Genomic DNA, 17890 nt, shown 5'->3' on the forward strand with positions numbered 1-17890 from the left:
GATGGATTTCGGCCTGTGGCAAGGCGCAAACCACAGCAATAGCACCGCTATTGCGAGGATTTGCAACGCCGCCACGGGTCGAAAGACGCGGTTTTATGTGCCGTCAAGCGTGCAACGGACCACTAGATAATCGTACTGCCGGTACAGGGCGTCAAAGACCACGGCCGACAGCCGCATTCTCTGTTCGTCATCTTTGCCCGACAGTGCAATTCCGGAAAGCACTGCTCCGATTCCGGCAGCCTCGTCCGGCTGGAACTTGTCGTCCTTCAGATCGAGATCGTGGATGACTCTTGCGATCGCGACAACCGCCGGATCATCGATCTGGAAGCGCTCCCGCAATACTTCGAAGGTGCAGTGATCTCCCTCGTGCGTGAACTCGCCGACGGACATATCGAAGCGAATCGTCCGTGCCCGCGGCGGCGCCTGTTCATCGGCGAAAACATCGGTGAAAACGAATCGGGCTGCTGGATCGATGAACCTCTGAATCAACCAGGCGCTGGCCATGCGATCGACGCGAATGCCGGGGCGCGTCGCCCAGGTGCGGCCGACATAGCCAGACAACTTGCCCTCTGCCGGGCTGGCCACCGGCGCTTCCTGCTCGTTCAGCAGCTTGTCGAACTCGCCCAGCAGCGCCGCTGCGCCGGCCCGGCTTGCCGCGCCGAAGAAATCGATGGCGCTGATCTGGTCGCAGCGTCTCTGCATGCGGCTGAAGCGCGTGCGCAGTTCGCCGGCGTTTCCGGACGTTGCCGAGATCATCGCCAGCGCCTCGCGGATCTCGTCACTCAGCGCTGAATAGTCGGCCTCACGCGCCGCATTGAAGAGCGCCCGGACCTGGGCATCGGACAGCCCGTCGATGAAGCGCGCTTCGCACACCGAGGCCTCGCCTCCCGCGCCTTCGATTTCTTTCAGCAGCCACTGGAAGTCCTCGCGAGTCTGATCGTTGCACGGCAAGGCATAAACCGAATTCTTGATCGCCATGGCACCCAGGCCCTGCATGCGCCGCCAGATTTTCACGCGCAGATAGTCCGGCTTGGGTGGTAGCTGGTGGATCAGCAGCAGCCAGTGCTCCGCTGCCGCGATGTCGAGCGGCGGCGGACTTGATGATACGGTTGTATCTTTTATCATTTTCATAAGATACGCTTTCTATATTGGAAATCGCCAGTCCGGTCCCCGTACATGAAAGCCGATCCCGACAGTGTAGAGGTCAGCGTTTTGCAGGCGCTGCTCGGCAGCAGGGCCGCGCCCTTGGTCATCGACGTCCGTCGCGTCGACGACATCGAAGCGTCTGGCCGGGTGATCAGCGGATCGCTGCGGCGAGCACCGGACCGGAGCTGCGACTGGGTGCCGACGCTACCCCGGTCGCAGCCTGTGGTGGTGTATTGCGAACACGGGCGCTGGATCAGCCAAAGCATGGCCGGCACGTTGCGGGAAGCGGGTGTCGACGCCCGCTATCTGACCGGCGGATATAGCGCATGGAGCGCCGCTGGTGGGCTGACCCGGCTGTGCCGGCCGTCGATAGAGCGGCCCACGGCCTGGGTGACGCGGGAGCGGCCCAAGATCGATCGCATAGCCTGCCCCTGGCTGATCCGGCGATTCATCGATCCGCTGGCGCAGTTCCACTACGTGTCCGCAGCCGCCGTACTGGCGGAAGCCGAACGACTCGGCGCCGAGCCCTACGACGTGCCGGGCGTGGACTACAGCCACGACGCGGAGCGCTGCAGTTTCGACGCCTTTATCCGGCAGTTCGATCTGCGCGATCCGGCGCTGGATCAGCTGGCGACGATCGTGCGCGGTGCCGACACCTCGCGGCTCGACCTCGCCCCGCAAGCGGCTGGGCTGCTGGCGATCTCCTTGGGCCTGTCGGCCACTCGCCGATGACCACGCGATGCTGGACCACGGCATGACGCTGTACGACGCGCTTTACGCCTGGTGCCGGTCCGGCCAGGCAGAAACGCATCACTGGAACCCGCAAGCCACGGAGGCACCGACATGAACGACAACGACACACCCAACGACATCAGCCGTCGCGAGGCGCTGGGCCTGCTCGGAACCGGTGTCGCGGCGGCCGCGTTTCCCCAATTTGCTGCGGCCGAAGCGACACGGCCGGCATTCACGCTGCCGCCAGCGTTTGCCGGCAAGCACGAGCCCAGGCCGCTGCTCTTCGACCCGGCCAAGCTCAGCGGTCTTTCGGAAAAGCTGATCCGCTCGCATTGGGACAACAACTACATCGGCTCGGTGAAAGCGCTGAACATGATCGAAGGCCGGCTTGCTGCCGCAATGCAGGACAGGGATTTTCCGCCGCTGGTCTATGGCGGACTCAAGCGCGAAGAAACGCACCGCGTCGGTTCCGTGGTGCTTCACGAACATTACTTCGGCAACCTGGGTGGTGACGGCAAGTCGGGCGGCGACATTGCCGCTGCGCTGAAGTCGGTCTACGGCAGCGTCGAAGCCTGGGAAGCCGAATTTCGGCGGACCGCGCTGTCCTTGGCCGGCGGCTCGGGCTGGTGCGTGCTAAGCCTGAACCCCTACACCGGCGACATGCGCAATCAATGGATGTGGGATCACATGCACGGTGCCATCGGCGGCCTGCCGCTGCTGGTGCTCGACATGTACGAGCACAGTTTCCATATGGATTACGGCAGCGCCGCAGCCAAGTATCTGGACGCCTTCATCGCCAATGTGAATTGGGAAGTCGTCGATCAGCGCTTCCAGCACGCCCGCCGTTTCGCAGTCTGAAGGCACTATCCCGATGGAATCCGGCACTCCGGCGGTTTCGTTCCGCGAAGCGTTTTTTGTGTGGCTGAAGATCGGTTTCATCAACTTCGGCGGGCCGGCCGGACAAATCGCGTTGATGCATCGGATCGTCGTCGACGAGAAGCGTTGGATCTCCGAAGAACGCTTCCTTCATGCCTTGAACTACTGCATGTTGCTGCCGGGCCCCGAGGCGCAGCAGCTCGCTACTTATGTCGGCTGGCTGATGCACAAGACGCTCGGCGGACTCGTCGCCGGCCTGCTGTTCATCCTGCCGGGCTTCGTGCTGATGACGCTGATCGCGATCGCCTACGTTAGCTACGGCGATCTGAGCTGGATGCAGGGCCTGTTGTTCGGCATGCAGGCGGCGACGCTGGCGATCGTCATCGAAGCGGTGATCCGGGTCGGCAAGCGCGCCCTCAAGCATCGCGCACTGTACTGGCTGGCGGGTATCGCCTTCATCGGCATCTTCGCGTTCGGAGCGCCGTTCCCGCTGATCATCCTGGCTGCGGGACTGATCGGCCTGGCCGGCTGCCGATGGGCGCCGAAGGTGTTCCTGCCGGCGGGCAAGGCGGCCAACGCCGCCGAGAAAGAAGCGATACCGGACTCGGCACATCCGGCGGCTGGCTGGGGCTTGCACGTGCTGATGTCGGGCGTCGTACTGTGGGGGCTGCCGGTGCTGCTGCTGTTTCTGACGCTCGGCGCGCAGCACGTTTTTACCCAGGAAGCGGTGTTCTTCAGCAAGATGGCGGTGGTGACGTTCGGCGGCGCCTATGCGGTGCTCGCCTACATGACCCAGCAGGCGGTCGAGCGTTACGGCTGGCTGATGCCGGGCGAAATGGTGCAGGGCCTGGCGCTGGCCGAGACCACGCCGGGGCCATTGATTCTGGTGCTGACCTACGTCGGCTTTCTCGGCGCGCATCGCGATCCCGGTTCGCTGCCGCCGCTGCTCGCGGGCGTGCTGGGTGGCGCGATATCAAGTTGGGTGACATTCGTGCCCTGCTTCCTGTGGATCTTCCTCGGGGCGCCCTATATCGAACGGCTGCGCGGAAATCCATGGCTGACTGCCGCCTTGACCGGCATTACCGCGGCAGTCGTCGGCGTTATCCTCAATCTTTCGATCTGGTTCGCGATCCACGTGCTGTTCACGCAGGTCGATACCTGGTCCGGCTACGGGCTCAAGCTGCCGGCTCCACGGTTCTCGTCTCTCAGCATTGCCGCCTTGCTGCTCGGAGCCGGCTCGATGCTGGCGCTACTGAGATTCCACGTGAATCTGCTGCTCACACTGGCGGCATGTGCAGCGATCGGCCTGGCGCTGAAGCTGAGCGGAGTCGCCTAGATCTAGATCAGTTCGACCAGCCAGATCAGGCCCATCGTGGTCAGAACCAGGCCGGCAAGCAGCTTGAGCCGGACTTCAGGAATGCGCCGCAGCTGGCGGTGAAGCAGGACCGCCAGCAGGCATACGGCGACAATGCCCGAGACGCAGCCGGCGATAGCGGGCCGCCAGGCCTTGTCGGCCACCGCAATCGGCAGGACGAAGACCGCGATTTCGGCGGCCTCGACCATCGACGTCTTCGCCATCACCAGAAACACCACAAACGAAAAAGCCGCGACCGGCGAAGGCTCCGCCTGAACGCCGACTTTGCCCAGTGGGTCGTCGACCCAGCGTGGCCGGGTGCCCGAGCGAAGGCGGCGCCACGACTTCCATGTCCAGTAGCTGCCGGTCGCGATCAACAGAACGACCGCCGCCGACCGCAGCCATATCAGTGGCAAGTGCTGGTGAAGCGGATACAGGAATATCGCGGCCACCGCCACCAGCAGGTGTCCGACGACGATGGCGGTGATCGCCTCGCGGGGATACCCGGCACGCCCGATCGCGTATGCAATCACGAGCGTTTCCAAAAACTCGACGCTGGTGGCGGAGAAGGCGGCAACAAGAGGTTCCAGGTACTGCGCCATAACCCATTCTTCCGTCGCTACCCGGCACGATCATGCGGCAAGCTGACAGCGGTTCTGCGCCTCGCGGTCTGCGTTGCGAGCGGCTTGTCGTGCAAGTGGGACAGGCTCGCGCGGCGAGCCCGCCCCTACTGTTCTACGCTTGCCGTTTCCAGTTGCTCGAGCCGCAGTTTCGCTTCTTTCTTGCCGATGCCGCGCAGCTTGGCAATGGCTTTCACCTGCTCGGACCTGGGCGAGGACTTCTGAGCTTCCCAGTTGTAGATCGTCTGCAGGCTGACGTCGAGCAACAGGGCCATCTCGCGGGCGCTCAGACCCAGCCGATTGCGCAGCGTCACGAAGCCCTTGGCGGTGAATCGGACCTTGGTGCTTTCTTCTGCGGGAGCGGATGCGGCCTGGGTGGCGCCGACGCGCTGAAGCTTCTTGATCTCGCGTTGCGCCTGCTGGAGTTGCTTGTTCAAATCCGACAATTGCCGCTTGTGCAGCGTGGTCGCCTTCTGGATCGGATCCACATACTGGCGGATCACTTTTTTGGAAAGACGGATAATTTCGGTTTTCAACAGGCCGGCGATGTCCGACATAGGAAGTTGGAGGCAGGGGTAGAGCCGCTAGTATGCCAAGCTTGGAGATTTTCTGTCTTGGGGACGGGACGGCAGCCCTGGGACGAGTCCCAGCAGAGGCCATTCGTCCCATTCCGCGGTTTTCCAAAAGAGCGCGGCGCAAGCCCGGATTACCCCAGTGCTGCCTCGTCGGCCACAACCGGGCGGCTCTCGCGCGTGGCGCGCAGTGTTTTACCGGGCTCGCTGGCATCGACGATTTCCAGGTGATCTTCGAATACCGCAGTGATCGTCGCGACGAAGGGGAAGCCCGCCAGTTTTGGCACGCGATAGCTCACCGTGTCGCCGATCTTGAAAGTCGCGGGGTCGAAATTGAATTCGAAAGGACAGGTTTCCTGCATGAGGTTCTCCAATGTGTGGGCTTGCGCCCCTAGTGATATCAAGTCGCGGCTCTCGATGCCAGCCCCCCACGTTTTTTTCGGTTATCTGCGATACCGGCTCGCGCCACTGGCGAACACCGCCGAGGCTCGGTTGCCTCGGCGACTACAGAGGCCGGCAGGGTTTGAGCACGCCAGGGCTGTTTGCCCAGGCGCCGCCATCGACGTGGTACTGCGTCGGGTCGTGCCGGCTGTTCCCGCGTCTCAATCGCCGGTCAGGACGCCTATTGCGGCTCGTCCACCGTAGAGATGTCGTCGGGAGGATTTCCGTCGAAGACGAGATTCTGTCGGTAGTCGAGATAGGCGGTTCGCACAAATACATACGGATCGAGCTGCTCATGCATCACGTGGTCGGTCTTCAGTAATCGGCCCCGGTGATCGATTTGCTGGGCCGAATAGAAGCCGAGTCGGTCCAGCGTGGTGACCGGCGAGACGTACTGCAGGGTTTCAGTCCAACTGTCGCCGATCCGGCCGACCAGATCCCGATTCGTGGTCGGACCCAACAGCGGCAGCATCAGGTACCAGCCCTGACCAAATCCCCATTTCCCGAAGGTTTGACCCAGATCTTCGTCGTGGCGCTCGAAACCCTGCCCGGTCGCAACGTCCAGAAATCCGGCCAGGCCGATGGTCGAGTTCAGCGCGAAACGCAGCGAGTCTTCGCCGCCTTGTTCCAGCTTGCCTTGCAGAAAGTCGTTTGCAATCGTGGTGGGATACAGGAAGTTCTCAAAAAAATTTCTGACCGCCAGCCGGGCCGAGTCGGGTAGAACGCGGACGTAGCTTGTCGCAACCGGCCTCAGCAAATATTGATCGGCTTTCAGGTTGACGGCGAAAATCCGGCGATTGACTTTCTCGAGAGGATCCTCGGGGTCATAGCTCGGTGAATGAGCGCATCCGCTGATTGCCAGAAGCAATCCTGCAGCGGAAAGAGCGGCTGGCAAGCATCGGAGCATTGCGACCTCGGCTGCGTTTCGTAGTCACATATCGGACAGGCTGTGGAATCTGCTGGCCGCATCCTGATCTGCGATAGCAGCTTGCAGTAGGCCCTGCCACTGCAGATATTCGTGTTGCGACCCTACTGGCGAAATTGTCGTGAGAACGTCAAGTCTGCGTCAGAGTTTCGTAAGCGTTTTTTCCGCATGGGCGGAAGGGTCCCGACAGTGATTTTGTAGTCACTACAAAAAATGTCGGGAGCCTCGTGCTGCGGGGATGCGACCGCGTTTCAAACCGGAAAAATGGGAAGCCAAGCCACTGAAACCATTTGATTAATGGCTTTTCGAAAAAGCCCCTGGCGATGGCACCGCAGATGCGAAGCATGTGCCCATGATCAACTTCCCGATTGCGTTCCATTCTGCTGATTTCGACTATCGCCGCGTTTCGGCCGGCTTCGCTGCCGACACCTCGAACGCGAGAAAAATATTGGCCATCGAAATTGCCGGGCTCGGCGATATCGTTCACTCCTTGCCGGCCCTGTGGGCGCTGCGCCAGGGATACCCCAAGGCTGAGCTGCATTGCCTGGTGCAGGAAGGCAACGCCAGCCTGCTCGGAATGGCACCGTGGATCGATCGCGTCATTCCGTATCGCCGCTTTTCCTCCGTGGGCTACTTTCATCATCTGCAAATCGCACGCGAGATTCGCGCGCAGCGATACGACGTTGCAGTCGATTTGATCGGAGCCGATTGCTCCAGCCTTATCGCGGGGATCAGCGGTGCGACGCGAAAGCTGATTCGACGGCCGGGTTCGAGCAGGCCAAGAAGCGCCTGGCGGTGGTTTGGTACCGACATCATGCACGTTCCGTTCAGAACGGAACCGATGTACCAGCAACGGCTCAGTTGTGTCCGGCAGGCGGGGTTTACAACTCCTGCCGCCACTTTTCAGCTTGCCGAACCACAGAAAACAATTCCGGTCTCCGTCGCCTGGTCCGAGGCTGTGCCGTACATCCACGTCAGCCCCTATACCAAGCTATCGCGAAAGGAACTGCCGCCTTCGCAGATGGCGCAGCTCGTTGAGGGCTTGATGCGCAGCTTCCCAGGTCATCGGCTGGTACTCTCGTGCTCGGCGAAGCAACGTGAGCTGGCGGCGATGACTCGGCTCTTGGCCGATCTGCCGTCGAGCCCCTGGCAGGTGTTCGCGGGGACCTTGGATATCCCGCAGCTGTATTCGCTGATCCAGTCCGCCGCGCTTCATATCGGTGGCGACACGGGGACGATTCACCTGGCCTGGCTGGCAGATACTCCCACCGTCAGCTGGTTTAGGAAACGCGAGGGGCTCGTGCAGTGGGCACCGCAAGGCGCCCGGCATGCGCTCGTCCATTCGATCGAGGATGAAGCCGACTATTTGTACGGAGTGGACAACGATACGATCCTGACGAGAGCCCATGCCGCATTGAGCGATTCAGCTTAAGCGCCATCATCCCCGCGGCGGCGGTACCGGGAAAGTCAGCTCGAAGCGGGCGCCCGCTCCGAGTGCGCTGGTCACCTCGATATGCCAACCGAGCCGGTCCGCAATCCGGGCGACCAGCGAAAGCCCCAGGCCGAATCCGCGACTATTTGAACCGCGATATCCGTGCTCGAAGATGCGCGCCAGATCTTCCTCGGCAATTCCAGTGCCGCTGTCCTCGATGATCAGGCGGCTGGGACGCAGTGTGAGCTCGATCCGCCCGCGCTCGGTATGAGCAACCGCGTTCGCTATCAGGTTCCCGACCAGGGATGCAATCATGCCCGCTTGGCCGCGGACCCTCTGCGGCGCTTCGATGATCAGCCCGATCGTCAAAGGGCGGTCGCCAAGCAGATCACGATTGATCTGGCAGACCTCAGCCAACAGCTGATGCAGATCGCATTCCTCCTGGTCCGTTGCATGATCGTCGCGGGCCAGAAACAGTAGGACTTCGGTCAGGCGCGCCATCTGCACCGAGGCGCGAAGAATTCTCTGGACCCGACGTTGCGCGATCGGTCCGATATTCTGGTCGGCCGACAGCAACTGTGCCGCGCCTGATATGGCGGTTATCGGCGTGCGCAGTTCATGGCTGGCATCTTCAGTAAAAGCTTGCTCGCGGCGTATCAGTTCCTTCACCCGAAGAGCGTATCGGTCAAATGCGGCGGCGATCACCCCGATCTCGCGATTCTTGAACAGAGCCGCCAGTTCGGGGCCATGCCACTTCGGATCCGCGTGCGAGACCAGGGCCGCCAGCTGATCGACCGGGCGGGTCACCAGTCGCGCCAAAAGGCGAGCCAATAACCAGCTGAGCACCAGGCCGAGGACGGTGCACACAACGGTCAGTGCCAACAGTCGCTCTTCGAGCCGTTCTAGCGGCTCCATATCGATGCCGACGAACAGATGGCTTCCTTTGACGTCCTGCCGGCCGACGTAGAACTCCCGGCCATCGATCATGACATCGTCATGGATGCCGGGGGGAACCTGCTTCAAGGGGGCCGGAATATCAGCGTCGGTGCTGGCAATGTATCGCCATATGTCTTCGGATTCATGCGGCTCATGCTCGGTATCGGTTTCGTAATCCTTCACCAGCTCTTGCAGCTCCTGCTGAACGCGAGTCGCCAGCAGCTCGTATTCCAGATATTCGATGAACTGCGACACCGCAAGGTAGAAGCCCGCCGAAAGCAGGATGACGACCAGCAGAATGGCGCCTACGAAGCGGGTTCTGAGACTGAATCTGGTGCTGAGCATGTTCAATGATCCGGTTCAACGATCCGGTATCCGATGCCGTGAACCGTATGCAGCATCTTTACCGCCTCACCCTGATCGATCGCGATCCGCAGTGCATGGATATGCAGACGCAGAGCGGCGTCGCTATTAGGCGGATTTTCACCCCAGATGGCGTGCTGAGCCTCGGCTCGGCTGACCACGTTCGGCGAAGCCCGCATCAAGGCCTCGAGCAATTTCAGAACCGACGGCGTCAAATCGATCAGCCGCTCACGGCGCCGGACGAGCAGGGTGCCGGTATCAAAGTGAAGCTCACCTACGCTGAGGACGCGGTCGGTCATCGCACCCGCGCGTCGAGCCAGGACTTTAAGCCGCGCATAGAGCTCGTCGAGCGCAAACGGTTTGGTCAGATAGTCGTCGGCCCCGGCATCGAAGCCGGCCAGCTTGTCGCGAAGCGTGTCTCGGGATGTCAGCATCAGAATCGGGGTATATCGTAGCCCGGACGAACGCAGCCGGGCGCTGATTGCAAGGCCGTCGAGCCCGGGCAGTGTCAGATCCAGCACGATGACGTCGTAGGGGTTGACGACTGCCAGGTGAAGCCCGAGCACACCGTTCGCCGCGTAATCGACGATTTCGCGATGCTGCTCCAGATATTCGCCCACATTTTCCGCGATGTCCTGGTGATCCTCAATCAGCAATACGCGCACGATCACACCCGAACAAGGCAAGGCCGACAGGATACTGGAGCGGCATGTGCCGGACGACGTCGCCGGCCGATCTTATGAAATATTAACGAATAGATTACGGATAAAAAACGCCCCGAACTCGAAGATCCTGCGGAGCGCTGTATCGAGCCGCTCCGCTGCCGCTACTCTCGGGAACCCATGCGCGTTCTGCTTCGATCTTGCCGTCCCTATTTCGTCCGGCTTGCTCCCTGCCTGGCATCGCTTGCTCCGTCCTACGCTCTCGCATCTCCGCCGGACGATCCGCATCCGGCCTGGACACGCAGTGGGGACGTACTACAGTGGGGGATCCCTGCCTTCGCTTTCGGCCTGACTTATCTGCTGGACCCCGAGTCGGGGACTTCGAAATCGGGCGCTGCCGAAGTGCCGCCCGGCCTGAACTGGCCGGGGCCGCGCCTCGATAAATCCGAGCGGTACGACTTTCTGATTTCGTTTGCGCGGATGGAGGTAGTGACCTACGCGCTCAAGTACGGCGTGAACGAGGAGCGGCCTTATCATGGTGGAGGGCAGTCGTTTCCGTCGGGTCACGCCGCCTCGTCGTTCATGGGGGCCGAATTCATTCGCAAGAACTATGGTTGGGGCTGGGGAGGCCCGGCGTTGCTGGCGGCCACCTGGGTTGGATATACCCGAGTCGAGTCCTACAACCACTATTGGTACGACGTTGTGGCTGGAGCGGTGGTCGGCATCCTGTCCAATCACGATCTCGACGAGATTCATTTCAAAGGCTCCAGCCTGCGGTTTGCGCCGGCCCTGATGGCGCGCTCCGGATCGACGGCTTCTGACTCGGCCTCATTCGAGCCGCAGTCCATCGGTGTGGCTGACGATCATCGCCTCGTCCCCGGGGTTCAGATCGAGTGGCGATTCGGAGCCCCGCGTTGAATCGTGTTGTCAGCTTGCTCAAGGGTCTCGTCCAGGGGCCGATCAAGGCAACGACTCTGACGGTCATCGTGGCGATCTACCTGACGACGATGCAGAACCATTCGTTCTGGCTGGCCGTGATCACCACGCTGCCAGCACATTTCGATTTTCAGCAGTACCTGTTCCTGGCTTGTCTGTTCGTGATTCTGAACGCGGCCCTGATCGTGCTGCTGTCGATACTGGGAGCGGGGCCGCTGCTGAAACCGGTGCTGATCGCGGTCCTGCTCATCGCGTCGGTCTGCAGCTACTTCATGGATGCTTTCGGCACGATCATCGACGAGGCGATGATCGTCAACTCCTTGCAGACGGATGTGCATGAGGTCGGCGACCTGTTCTCCATCCCGTTTATCCTGCACATTCTGGGCTTCGGCGTGGTGCCCGCGATCTGGGTAGCGCGTGTGACGATCGTGGCGCAGCGATGGCAGCGCAGCTTGATGCAGCGGAGTCTGCTGGCGGGGCTGGCGCTTGTCGTGCTGATCGGCGGAATCGCCGCCGACTACAAGCAGATGTCCTTGTGGGCTCGACCCAACAAGCAGGTGCGGCTTTATATCAACCCGAGCTACCCGATCTATTCGGCCTTCCAGAACGCCCGCGACACGCTGAGCGTGAAAAAGAATGTTCCGCTGATCAAGCTCGCTACCGACGCAAAGCGAGGTGCGAAAGCAGGCAGGCCGCTGCTGGTGGTCGTCGTCATTGGCGAGACCGCCCGCGCCCGGAATTTCAGCCTGCTCGGCTATGAGCGGCCGAGCAATCCGGAACTGGCCAAGGTTCCTGGCCTGATCAGCTACGAACAGGTCAGCTCGTGCGGAACCTCGACGGCAATCTCGGTGCCCTGCATGTTCTCGGGCCTGGGGCGCGCATCGTTCAGCCGCGACAAGGCCAGGGAACAGGAGAACCTGCTGGACGTGGTCAAACGAACCGGCATCGACGTGCTCTGGCGCGACAACAATTCGGGCTGCAAGGGCGTGTGCGCCCGAGTGGCGACCGATGATCTGTTTCGCAAACACGATGACGCGCTGTGCAACTCCGAGGAGTGTCTGGACGAGATTCTGCTGAAGGGCCTGGATCTGTCGCCGGCCGCCGCGGGCAGGGACGAGTTGCTGGTTCTCCATCAGAAAGGCAGCCACGGGCCGGCCTACTTCAAGCGATATCCTGCCGAATACCGGCGTTTTGTGCCGGAGTGTGCGCGCGACGACGTGCAATCCTGCAGCCGGGAGGAGATCACCAACGCTTACGACAACACGATCGTCTACACCGATCATGTGCTGACAAGCCTGATCGATATCCTGCAGGCGCATGCGGCAAGCCTGGATTCGGTGATGCTGTATGTCTCCGATCACGGCGAGAGCCTGGGCGAGAACGGCATCTACCTGCATGGCCTGCCGTACTCGATCGCACCGGCCGAGCAGACCCACGTGCCGATGCTGGCGTGGCTTTCCGAGGGCGCCAGGCAAAGCCAGGGTGTGGATCTGCAATGCCTGATGGCATCGCGGAGCAAGCCGGCGTCGCACGACAATCTTTTCGACACCGTTCTCGGTTTGTTCCATATCGAGACCGAGCGCTACCGCGCCGACCTCGATCTGTTTCAGGCCTGCCGCGGCGTCAATCGCGCAGCAGGCTGACTCCGCCGACGATCATCGCAACGCCCAGGTATCGGCTGATTTCGATCGGCTCGGCAAACACCCAGTGCGAGCCCAGCAAGACGCTGACGTAGGTTATCGCCGTGGCGGGGAATGCAAGGCTCAACTCGCTGCGTCGAAGGATCAGCATCCAGCTGGCGAAAGTCCCGATGTAGCAGGCCGCCGCGGCGAGCGCGGCTGGCGTGTGGAGTACCAGGCCGAGCCAGGCGATGCTCGCGGACGGATCACCCAGTGCTGTTCCCGCCGACTTCAGCAGCAGCTGGAGTGTCGTCTCGCTGGCGATCAGGATGATCCACAGCGGCATTGCGCTGCGCGGCCGGGCCAACACGGCGGCGGTGTTCATCGCAAGCTCGCGTTCATCACTGGATTCCCGTGCATACGAGCGCGGCGCCGAGCGTAATCAGGCCGCAGCCGGCCCAGCGCCGGCGCGAAATCGCCTCTCCCAGCACCGCGCGGCTGACGATCAGCACACCGCAGTAGCTCAGGCTGGCCAGTGGGAACGCGATGCTCAGCTGGACGCGGCTCAACACCGCGAGCCACAGAAAGAATTCACAGGCATAGGCGGCGATGCCGAGCAGCAGCCATCGCTGCGTAAACAGTCGCAGCCAGAACGCCGGCCGCCTTGCATCGGCGTGCGAGTCTCCGATGCCGTTGAGTCCGAGCTTGAAGCCCAGCTGTCCGAACACGTCGAGAACAATCGTGGCGGCGATCAGCAGTAGGGTGCTCGGGATCAAAGGGAGGTTCCTTGGGCTTGACGGCTGCGCTAGCGGACGGCGTTGTCGGCGGTGCCGACCCAGTCGCGGTGCGGCATCGCCTGATCTGGATTCCAGCCGCCGCCGAGCGCCTGGTACAGCGCGACCAGGCCGGCCAGTTGTTCCCGGTAAGCGAACAGGGCCTGGCCGTCACGGTCGAGTAGACGCTCCTCTACGTCGAGACGATCAAAACGGGACGAGCGGCCGGCGTCGATCTGCGCCGCAACCTGCCGCAGTTGCGCTTGCTCGATCATCGTATCGGCGTTGCTGCGCTGCGCGCTTTCCACTGCAGCCTGGTAGTCGAGTAGCGCGCGCTCGACTTCGGCGAGTGCCTGTCGGACCGCTTTGCGATACTCGAGCACGGCGGCATCGTCGCGCCAGCGGCTGGCGTCCAGCTCGGCCTTCAGTCGGCCGGCATCGAAGATCGGCAAGCTGATGTCCGGGCCAATTCCAAAAACGGTACTGCCGGCCTTGGCCAGATTGCGCACCGCGCCGGTGACGAAGCCGGCCTTTGCCGTCAGCGCGACTTGCGGAAACAGATCGGCATGCGCCACCGCGATCTCTGCATGAGCCGACTGCAGACGGGCTTCGGCCGCCAGCAGATCGGGACGCCGTTCCAGCAGGCTGGACGGCAAGCCTTCCGGCGGCGGCTGGGCCTGCACGCTGCCGCGCAGTGTTGATTCGCTCAGCTGCAGATCTTCCGGATTCTTGCCAAGCAGCAAAGCCAGTGTCGATACCGCGAGTTGGCGTTCGCGGCCGATCGCCGCGAGCCTGGCCTCGCAGTCGCTGCTCGCCAGCCGTGCGGCTGCTACCGGCGTATTGCCGGTGCGGCCGGCGCTTTGCCGGAGCTGCGATAGCCTCAGCCGCTGATCCGCGATATCGAGCCGTTGCTGCTCGATGCGCCGTCTTTCATCGAGCATGCGCAGATCGAAGTAGGTATTGGCAACCATGCTCAGCAGGCCGATCTGCACCGTGCCGGCATCGGCCAGACTCGCCCGATAGTCCGCGTGGGCGGCGAGTTCCTGATTGTGGACCCGCTGCCAGAAATCCAGTTCGTAGCTGGCGTTGAACGACAGCTCGAAGATGTTGGAATCGACATCGACACGCCCGCTATTGGTCGTGCGTAGCTGCGTGCTGACCGGATCGGTGGGCAGGCCATTGAATCCGACCACAGGAAATTTCGCGGCGTGCGCAACCGTGACGCTGTCCCGAGCCTCGAGTACGCGGTCGACCGCGATCGCCAGGTCGGGGTTGTTCGCGATCGCGCTCTGCAGCAGCTGCAGTAGCTCCGGGTCAGCGAAGCCAGCCCACCAGGCCTCGGCAGTGGGGGTCGAGACCGCGACGGTCGCCGTGTCCCACTGGCTGGGCAGCGAAACGGCCGGTCGTTGATAGTCCGGCTCCAGCGCGCAGGCTGCCAGCAGGGCTACGGTCAGCGCCGCGACCGTGATCGATAGCCGGCGCATCAGTGGCTGCCGCGAAAGCGGACCAGCACGCGCTGTCCGATCAGCAGATCATTGTTGTCGACCGACAGCACGCACTCGACCACCCGATCGTCTTTGGCCGCGGCTCGCAGCTCGGGCAGCGTCTGTACCGGCCCGACCGCGTGCGCCACGCGCAGCACCCGTGCTTCGTAGAGTTTCATGTCGTCGTATTCGGGGGCGACTTCCGCGGTCATGCCGCTGGTGACCTGGCCGAACAGGCGCTCGTCGAGTTCGGCGCGGACGATGCGCGGCCCGTTGCCGACGAAAGACAACAGGGCGCTACCCGGCGCCACGGTATCGCCGACATGGGTCGAGACGCGCAGGATCTCGCCCGCGGCGGGCGCGCGCAGCTCGCCGCGCTTCAGGCGCTGCTGCAACTGCAGTGTCTGGAGTTGCGCCGCATGTTCCGCGAGATCTGCGAGCGTGATCTGCGATTGCAGATCCGCCAGACGCGCGCTGGCGCCACGCAGTTCGTCGGCGGATTCGGCCTGGGCTGCCACCAGCGGCGTCAGCCGCGTGATTTCCGCACGCAGGCGCGTCAGCTGCGCGGCCAGGGCGATCTGTTCGGCGTGCCGCCGCTGAATGTCGATCGCGGCGGCGCGCAGCTCCAGCATCGTCGGCCCATCGTCGAGTTTTAACAGCAGATCGCCGGCTGCGACGCTCTGGCCTTCGTGAACCATCAGCGATTGCACAGTGCCTTCCGTGCGGATGCCGAGCCGCTGAATGCCGCCTTCGACATCGACCCAGCCGGGTGCGGTCGCGACGAGCGGATTCTGCACGGCGCCGGCTACGGCCTTGGTCGGCGCCTGGTGCAGCAGTGCAAGCGCCGCGGCGGCGGTGGCCGCGATCAGGCAGCCGGCAATCAACAGCCATCGGGATCGCGACACGAGCACCTGAGTACGAACGCGCTCTTTCATGCGATGTCCTTGTGTGATTTCGGGCGCTCGTCGCTGATGATCACGCCGTCCCGCATTTCGACGATGCGGTCGGCGTGGCCGCTCAGACGCGGGTCGTGAGTGACGGTCAGCACCGTCGCGTGCCGCTCACGCGCGATCTTTTTGAGCAGGCCGATGACGACCTCGCTGTTGGCGCTATCCAGTGCGCTGGTCGGCTCGTCGGCGAGCAATACGTCGGGCTCGGTGACCAGCGCGCGCGCGATCGCCACGCGCTGCTTTTCGCCGCCGGACATCAGCGCCGGGCGCAGCTTCGAGCGCGCCGACAAGCCCATTTCATCCAGCGCATCGCGCGCCCGGCCGATGGCGATGGCCGGCGCGACACCGGCGAATTTCAAAGGCAGCGCAACCTGTTCGACCGCCGTCAGCGCGGGGAACAGGTTGAACCCCTGGAATACGAAGCCGAAATGGCGGAAGCGGAAGCGCTCGAGATCGGCGTCGCTCAGCGACCAGATGCCGGTGTGCAACACCGTGACGCTGCCGGATTGAGGCCGCAGCAGGCCGCCGAGCGCGGCCAGCAGCGTCGATTTTCCGGAGCCGGACGCGCCGATCAGCAGTGTGAGTTCACCGGGCCAAAGTCGCAGCGACAGCTGGTCCAGCACCGTTCGCGCTGCCGCGCCGCGTCCGTAGACCCGGCTCAGGCCGACGGCCTCGATGCTCGGTTTCATCGTGGATCTGGCGCCGATGGAACTCATGTCAGCGCAGCAGTTCCACGGGTTCGAGCCGGTATAGTTCGCGCAGCGCGAGCAGGCCCGACATCACCGCGGTCGCGATGCTCAGCAGTGCGGCGCTGACGATCGCCCAGGGGGTCAGCGTCAGCGGGATATAGAAGCTGCGTGCGAGCAGGCTGGCGACTGCCGACAACACCAGCGTCGCCAGCGCGCCGCACAAGCCGATCCACAGTGACTGCTCCAGAATCACGGCCGACAACCGGCGCGCCGGCACGCCGATCGCGCGGAACGTCGCGTATTCGCGCAGCGAGCCGAGGATCACGCCGCGCAGCGTCTGGCTGGTAATGACGATGCCGATAACCAGGCCGAGCATCGACGAAAACAAAAAGCCCGCGCCGACGCCAGACTCGAGCAGCCAGTAGCGCTGCGACTGCATCGAGAATTCCGCCGCGGTCCATACCCGATAGACCGGACGCCGCATCAGGCTCTGCAGCTGATCACGGACGCTGCCGGCGTCGGCACCGGCGAGTAGTTGCACCAGCACGAAGCTCACCGGATCATCGGCATCGGTATCGGCGTCTGCGGCATGCGCGGCCAAGGCGCGCTCGGTCTGCTCGGACGCAAACACATAGGCGCTGCCGATGCTGCGCAGCCCGCTGGTCACGCCCACCACGCGCACCCGCCGTCCGTTGACCTCGGCCAGTTGGCCGAGCGCGATGCCGGGCTCGATGCCGAGCTTGGCCAGGTCGCCGCGATCCACCAGCACCGACATCGGCGCCGAGAGCCGCGCGCACAGCGCTGCGCGCAGCACCTCGGGGCAGGCGATCGATCGCCCCTCGGGCCGCAGCCCCACCAGGCTGACCGCGACCCGTGTGGCGGTGCCCGAGCGCCAGTCGGCGTCGTGCAACTGCATCGTCTCGGTGTGGATCACCTGCGGATGCAGGCCTGCGAGTGCGGCCAGGCGCGCCGGGATGTCTCTGGATTGCTCGAAGCTCTGGGTCTCGGGCGAGGTGATCCACAGATCCGCCGATGCGGTATCGACCAGCACGGTGACGCTGCCGAACATGCCGAGCAGCAGGCCCAGCTGCACCAGCATCAGCACGCCGGCAAAAGCCACCGACAGCAGCGCCGGCACGAAGCGGCGCCAGTCGTGAAGCAGAATCGAGCATGCGAGCGACATTGGAATCAATCAGCGACGGGCGTTCGGCTGGTGCTGACTGCTAGCGGCGAGGGCCGAGCTACGCAATTTGTAGCTCGCTACGAAAAGCGCGGCTCGCGGTCGCCCGGTTTTCCATTCGGCGCGCCCTAAAAGCTCTGTAAGCTGTTGTTTTTTCATGGGACAGATGCTTGGCACCGTCTTTGCCATTTCGTCATCCA

Annotated in this window: 18 protein-coding genes and 2 pseudogenes; 7 read left to right on the forward strand and 13 right to left on the reverse strand. The window is 63.0% G+C overall.

The annotated features are described in order from the left end of the window. Nucleotides 1-93: 93 nt before the first annotated feature. Nucleotides 94-1131: a chromate resistance protein ChrB domain-containing protein gene (locus JWQ90_RS25605; protein WP_299697908.1), complete on the reverse strand. Its 1038-nt coding sequence runs from the start codon at nucleotides 1129-1131 to the stop codon at nucleotides 94-96. Between the two features lie 45 nt (nucleotides 1132-1176). Here JWQ90_RS25605 and JWQ90_RS29305 point away from each other — a divergent pair. The 4 genes and pseudogenes from JWQ90_RS29305 to chrA all read left to right on the forward strand — a co-directional run. Then, nucleotides 1177-1425 (forward strand): annotated as a pseudogene (locus JWQ90_RS29305) (sulfurtransferase); the annotation flags it as partial. Nucleotides 1426-1515: 90 nt separating this feature from the next. Continuing rightward, nucleotides 1516-1993: pseudogene (locus JWQ90_RS29310) on the forward strand (chromate resistance protein ChrB domain-containing protein). Further along, entirely contained in the window at nucleotides 1990-2736 is a 747-nt protein-coding gene (locus JWQ90_RS25615) for a superoxide dismutase (RefSeq protein WP_299697910.1), read from the forward strand. The pseudogene JWQ90_RS29310 and the gene JWQ90_RS25615 overlap by 4 nt, the downstream one beginning before the upstream one ends. A gap of 13 nt (nucleotides 2737-2749) precedes the next feature. Then, nucleotides 2750-4090 (forward strand): chromate efflux transporter, encoded by a 1341-nt coding sequence (gene chrA, locus JWQ90_RS25620; RefSeq protein ID WP_299697911.1) that lies wholly within the window; start codon nucleotides 2750-2752, stop codon nucleotides 4088-4090. Nucleotides 4091-4092: 2 nt separating this feature from the next. Here chrA and JWQ90_RS25625 read toward each other — a convergent pair whose 3' ends face one another. The 4 genes from JWQ90_RS25625 to JWQ90_RS25640 form a co-directional block, all read right to left on the reverse strand. Next, entirely contained in the window at nucleotides 4093-4710 is a 618-nt protein-coding gene (locus JWQ90_RS25625) for a hypothetical protein (RefSeq protein WP_299697912.1), read from the reverse strand. A 125-nt stretch (nucleotides 4711-4835) separates the two neighbouring features. Next, nucleotides 4836-5285 (reverse strand): helix-turn-helix transcriptional regulator, encoded by a 450-nt coding sequence (locus JWQ90_RS25630; protein WP_299697913.1) that lies wholly within the window; start codon nucleotides 5283-5285, stop codon nucleotides 4836-4838. A gap of 149 nt (nucleotides 5286-5434) precedes the next feature. Next, nucleotides 5435-5662 (reverse strand): hypothetical protein, encoded by a 228-nt coding sequence (locus JWQ90_RS25635; protein WP_299697914.1) that lies wholly within the window; start codon nucleotides 5660-5662, stop codon nucleotides 5435-5437. A gap of 260 nt (nucleotides 5663-5922) precedes the next feature. Next, the gene (locus JWQ90_RS25640; protein ID WP_299697915.1) at nucleotides 5923-6636 is read right to left on the reverse strand and encodes a VacJ family lipoprotein; all 714 of its coding nucleotides are present in this window, start codon (nucleotides 6634-6636) and stop codon (nucleotides 5923-5925) included. A gap of 382 nt (nucleotides 6637-7018) precedes the next feature. Here JWQ90_RS25640 and JWQ90_RS25645 point away from each other — a divergent pair, with 382 nt between their 5' ends. Continuing rightward, nucleotides 7019-8098, forward strand: a complete 1080-nt coding sequence (locus JWQ90_RS25645; protein ID WP_299697916.1) for a glycosyltransferase family 9 protein — start codon at nucleotides 7019-7021, stop codon at nucleotides 8096-8098. Between the two features lie 6 nt (nucleotides 8099-8104). Here JWQ90_RS25645 and JWQ90_RS25650 read toward each other — a convergent pair whose 3' ends face one another. Together JWQ90_RS25650 and JWQ90_RS25655 are read right to left on the reverse strand one after the other, a co-directional pair. Then, nucleotides 8105-9379 (reverse strand): HAMP domain-containing sensor histidine kinase, encoded by a 1275-nt coding sequence (locus tag JWQ90_RS25650; RefSeq protein ID WP_299697917.1) that lies wholly within the window; start codon nucleotides 9377-9379, stop codon nucleotides 8105-8107. A 2-nt stretch (nucleotides 9380-9381) separates the two neighbouring features. After that, nucleotides 9382-10062, reverse strand: coding sequence for a response regulator transcription factor (locus JWQ90_RS25655; protein WP_299697918.1), 681 nt, complete (start codon nucleotides 10060-10062; stop codon nucleotides 9382-9384). A gap of 399 nt (nucleotides 10063-10461) precedes the next feature. Between JWQ90_RS25655 and JWQ90_RS25660 the strand changes: the two genes are divergently transcribed. Continuing rightward, the gene (locus JWQ90_RS25660) at nucleotides 10462-10977 is read left to right on the forward strand and encodes a phosphatase PAP2 family protein (RefSeq protein WP_299697919.1); all 516 of its coding nucleotides are present in this window, start codon (nucleotides 10462-10464) and stop codon (nucleotides 10975-10977) included. After that, nucleotides 10974-12638 (forward strand): phosphoethanolamine--lipid A transferase, encoded by a 1665-nt coding sequence (locus JWQ90_RS25665; RefSeq protein ID WP_299697920.1) that lies wholly within the window; start codon nucleotides 10974-10976, stop codon nucleotides 12636-12638. The genes JWQ90_RS25660 and JWQ90_RS25665 overlap by 4 nt, the downstream gene beginning before the upstream one ends. Here the strand turns inward: JWQ90_RS25665 and JWQ90_RS25670 are convergent. Genes JWQ90_RS25670 through JWQ90_RS25695 form a run of 6 tightly spaced genes read right to left on the reverse strand, consistent with a single transcriptional unit; the run spans nucleotide 12619 to nucleotide 17693 of the window. Next, the gene (locus JWQ90_RS25670; RefSeq protein WP_299697921.1) at nucleotides 12619-12999 is read right to left on the reverse strand and encodes a hypothetical protein; all 381 of its coding nucleotides are present in this window, start codon (nucleotides 12997-12999) and stop codon (nucleotides 12619-12621) included. The genes JWQ90_RS25665 and JWQ90_RS25670 overlap by 20 nt on opposite strands. A 16-nt stretch (nucleotides 13000-13015) precedes the next feature. Further along, complete coding sequence (locus tag JWQ90_RS25675) at nucleotides 13016-13390, reverse strand: EamA family transporter (protein WP_299697922.1); 375 nt, start codon at nucleotides 13388-13390, stop codon at nucleotides 13016-13018. A gap of 29 nt (nucleotides 13391-13419) precedes the next feature. Continuing rightward, nucleotides 13420-14871, reverse strand: a complete 1452-nt coding sequence (locus tag JWQ90_RS25680) for an efflux transporter outer membrane subunit (RefSeq protein WP_299697923.1) — start codon at nucleotides 14869-14871, stop codon at nucleotides 13420-13422. Beyond that, the gene (locus JWQ90_RS25685; RefSeq protein ID WP_299697924.1) at nucleotides 14871-15806 is read right to left on the reverse strand and encodes an HlyD family efflux transporter periplasmic adaptor subunit; all 936 of its coding nucleotides are present in this window, start codon (nucleotides 15804-15806) and stop codon (nucleotides 14871-14873) included. The genes JWQ90_RS25680 and JWQ90_RS25685 overlap by 1 nt, the downstream gene beginning before the upstream one ends. Then, nucleotides 15803-16537 carry an ABC transporter ATP-binding protein gene (locus JWQ90_RS25690; protein WP_366919595.1) on the reverse strand — a complete coding sequence of 245 codons (735 nt, stop codon included), beginning with the start codon at nucleotides 16535-16537 and terminating at the stop codon, nucleotides 15803-15805. Before JWQ90_RS25690 ends, JWQ90_RS25685 begins: the two co-directional genes overlap by 4 nt. A gap of 1 nt (nucleotide 16538) precedes the next feature. Further along, nucleotides 16539-17693: an ABC transporter permease gene (locus JWQ90_RS25695; protein WP_299697926.1), complete on the reverse strand. Its 1155-nt coding sequence runs from the start codon at nucleotides 17691-17693 to the stop codon at nucleotides 16539-16541. Nucleotides 17694-17890 lie beyond the last annotated feature (197 nt).

It is taken from the genome of Hydrocarboniphaga sp. (genome assembly GCF_028291725.1).
Taxonomy (GTDB): domain Bacteria; phylum Pseudomonadota; class Gammaproteobacteria; order Nevskiales; family Nevskiaceae; genus Hydrocarboniphaga.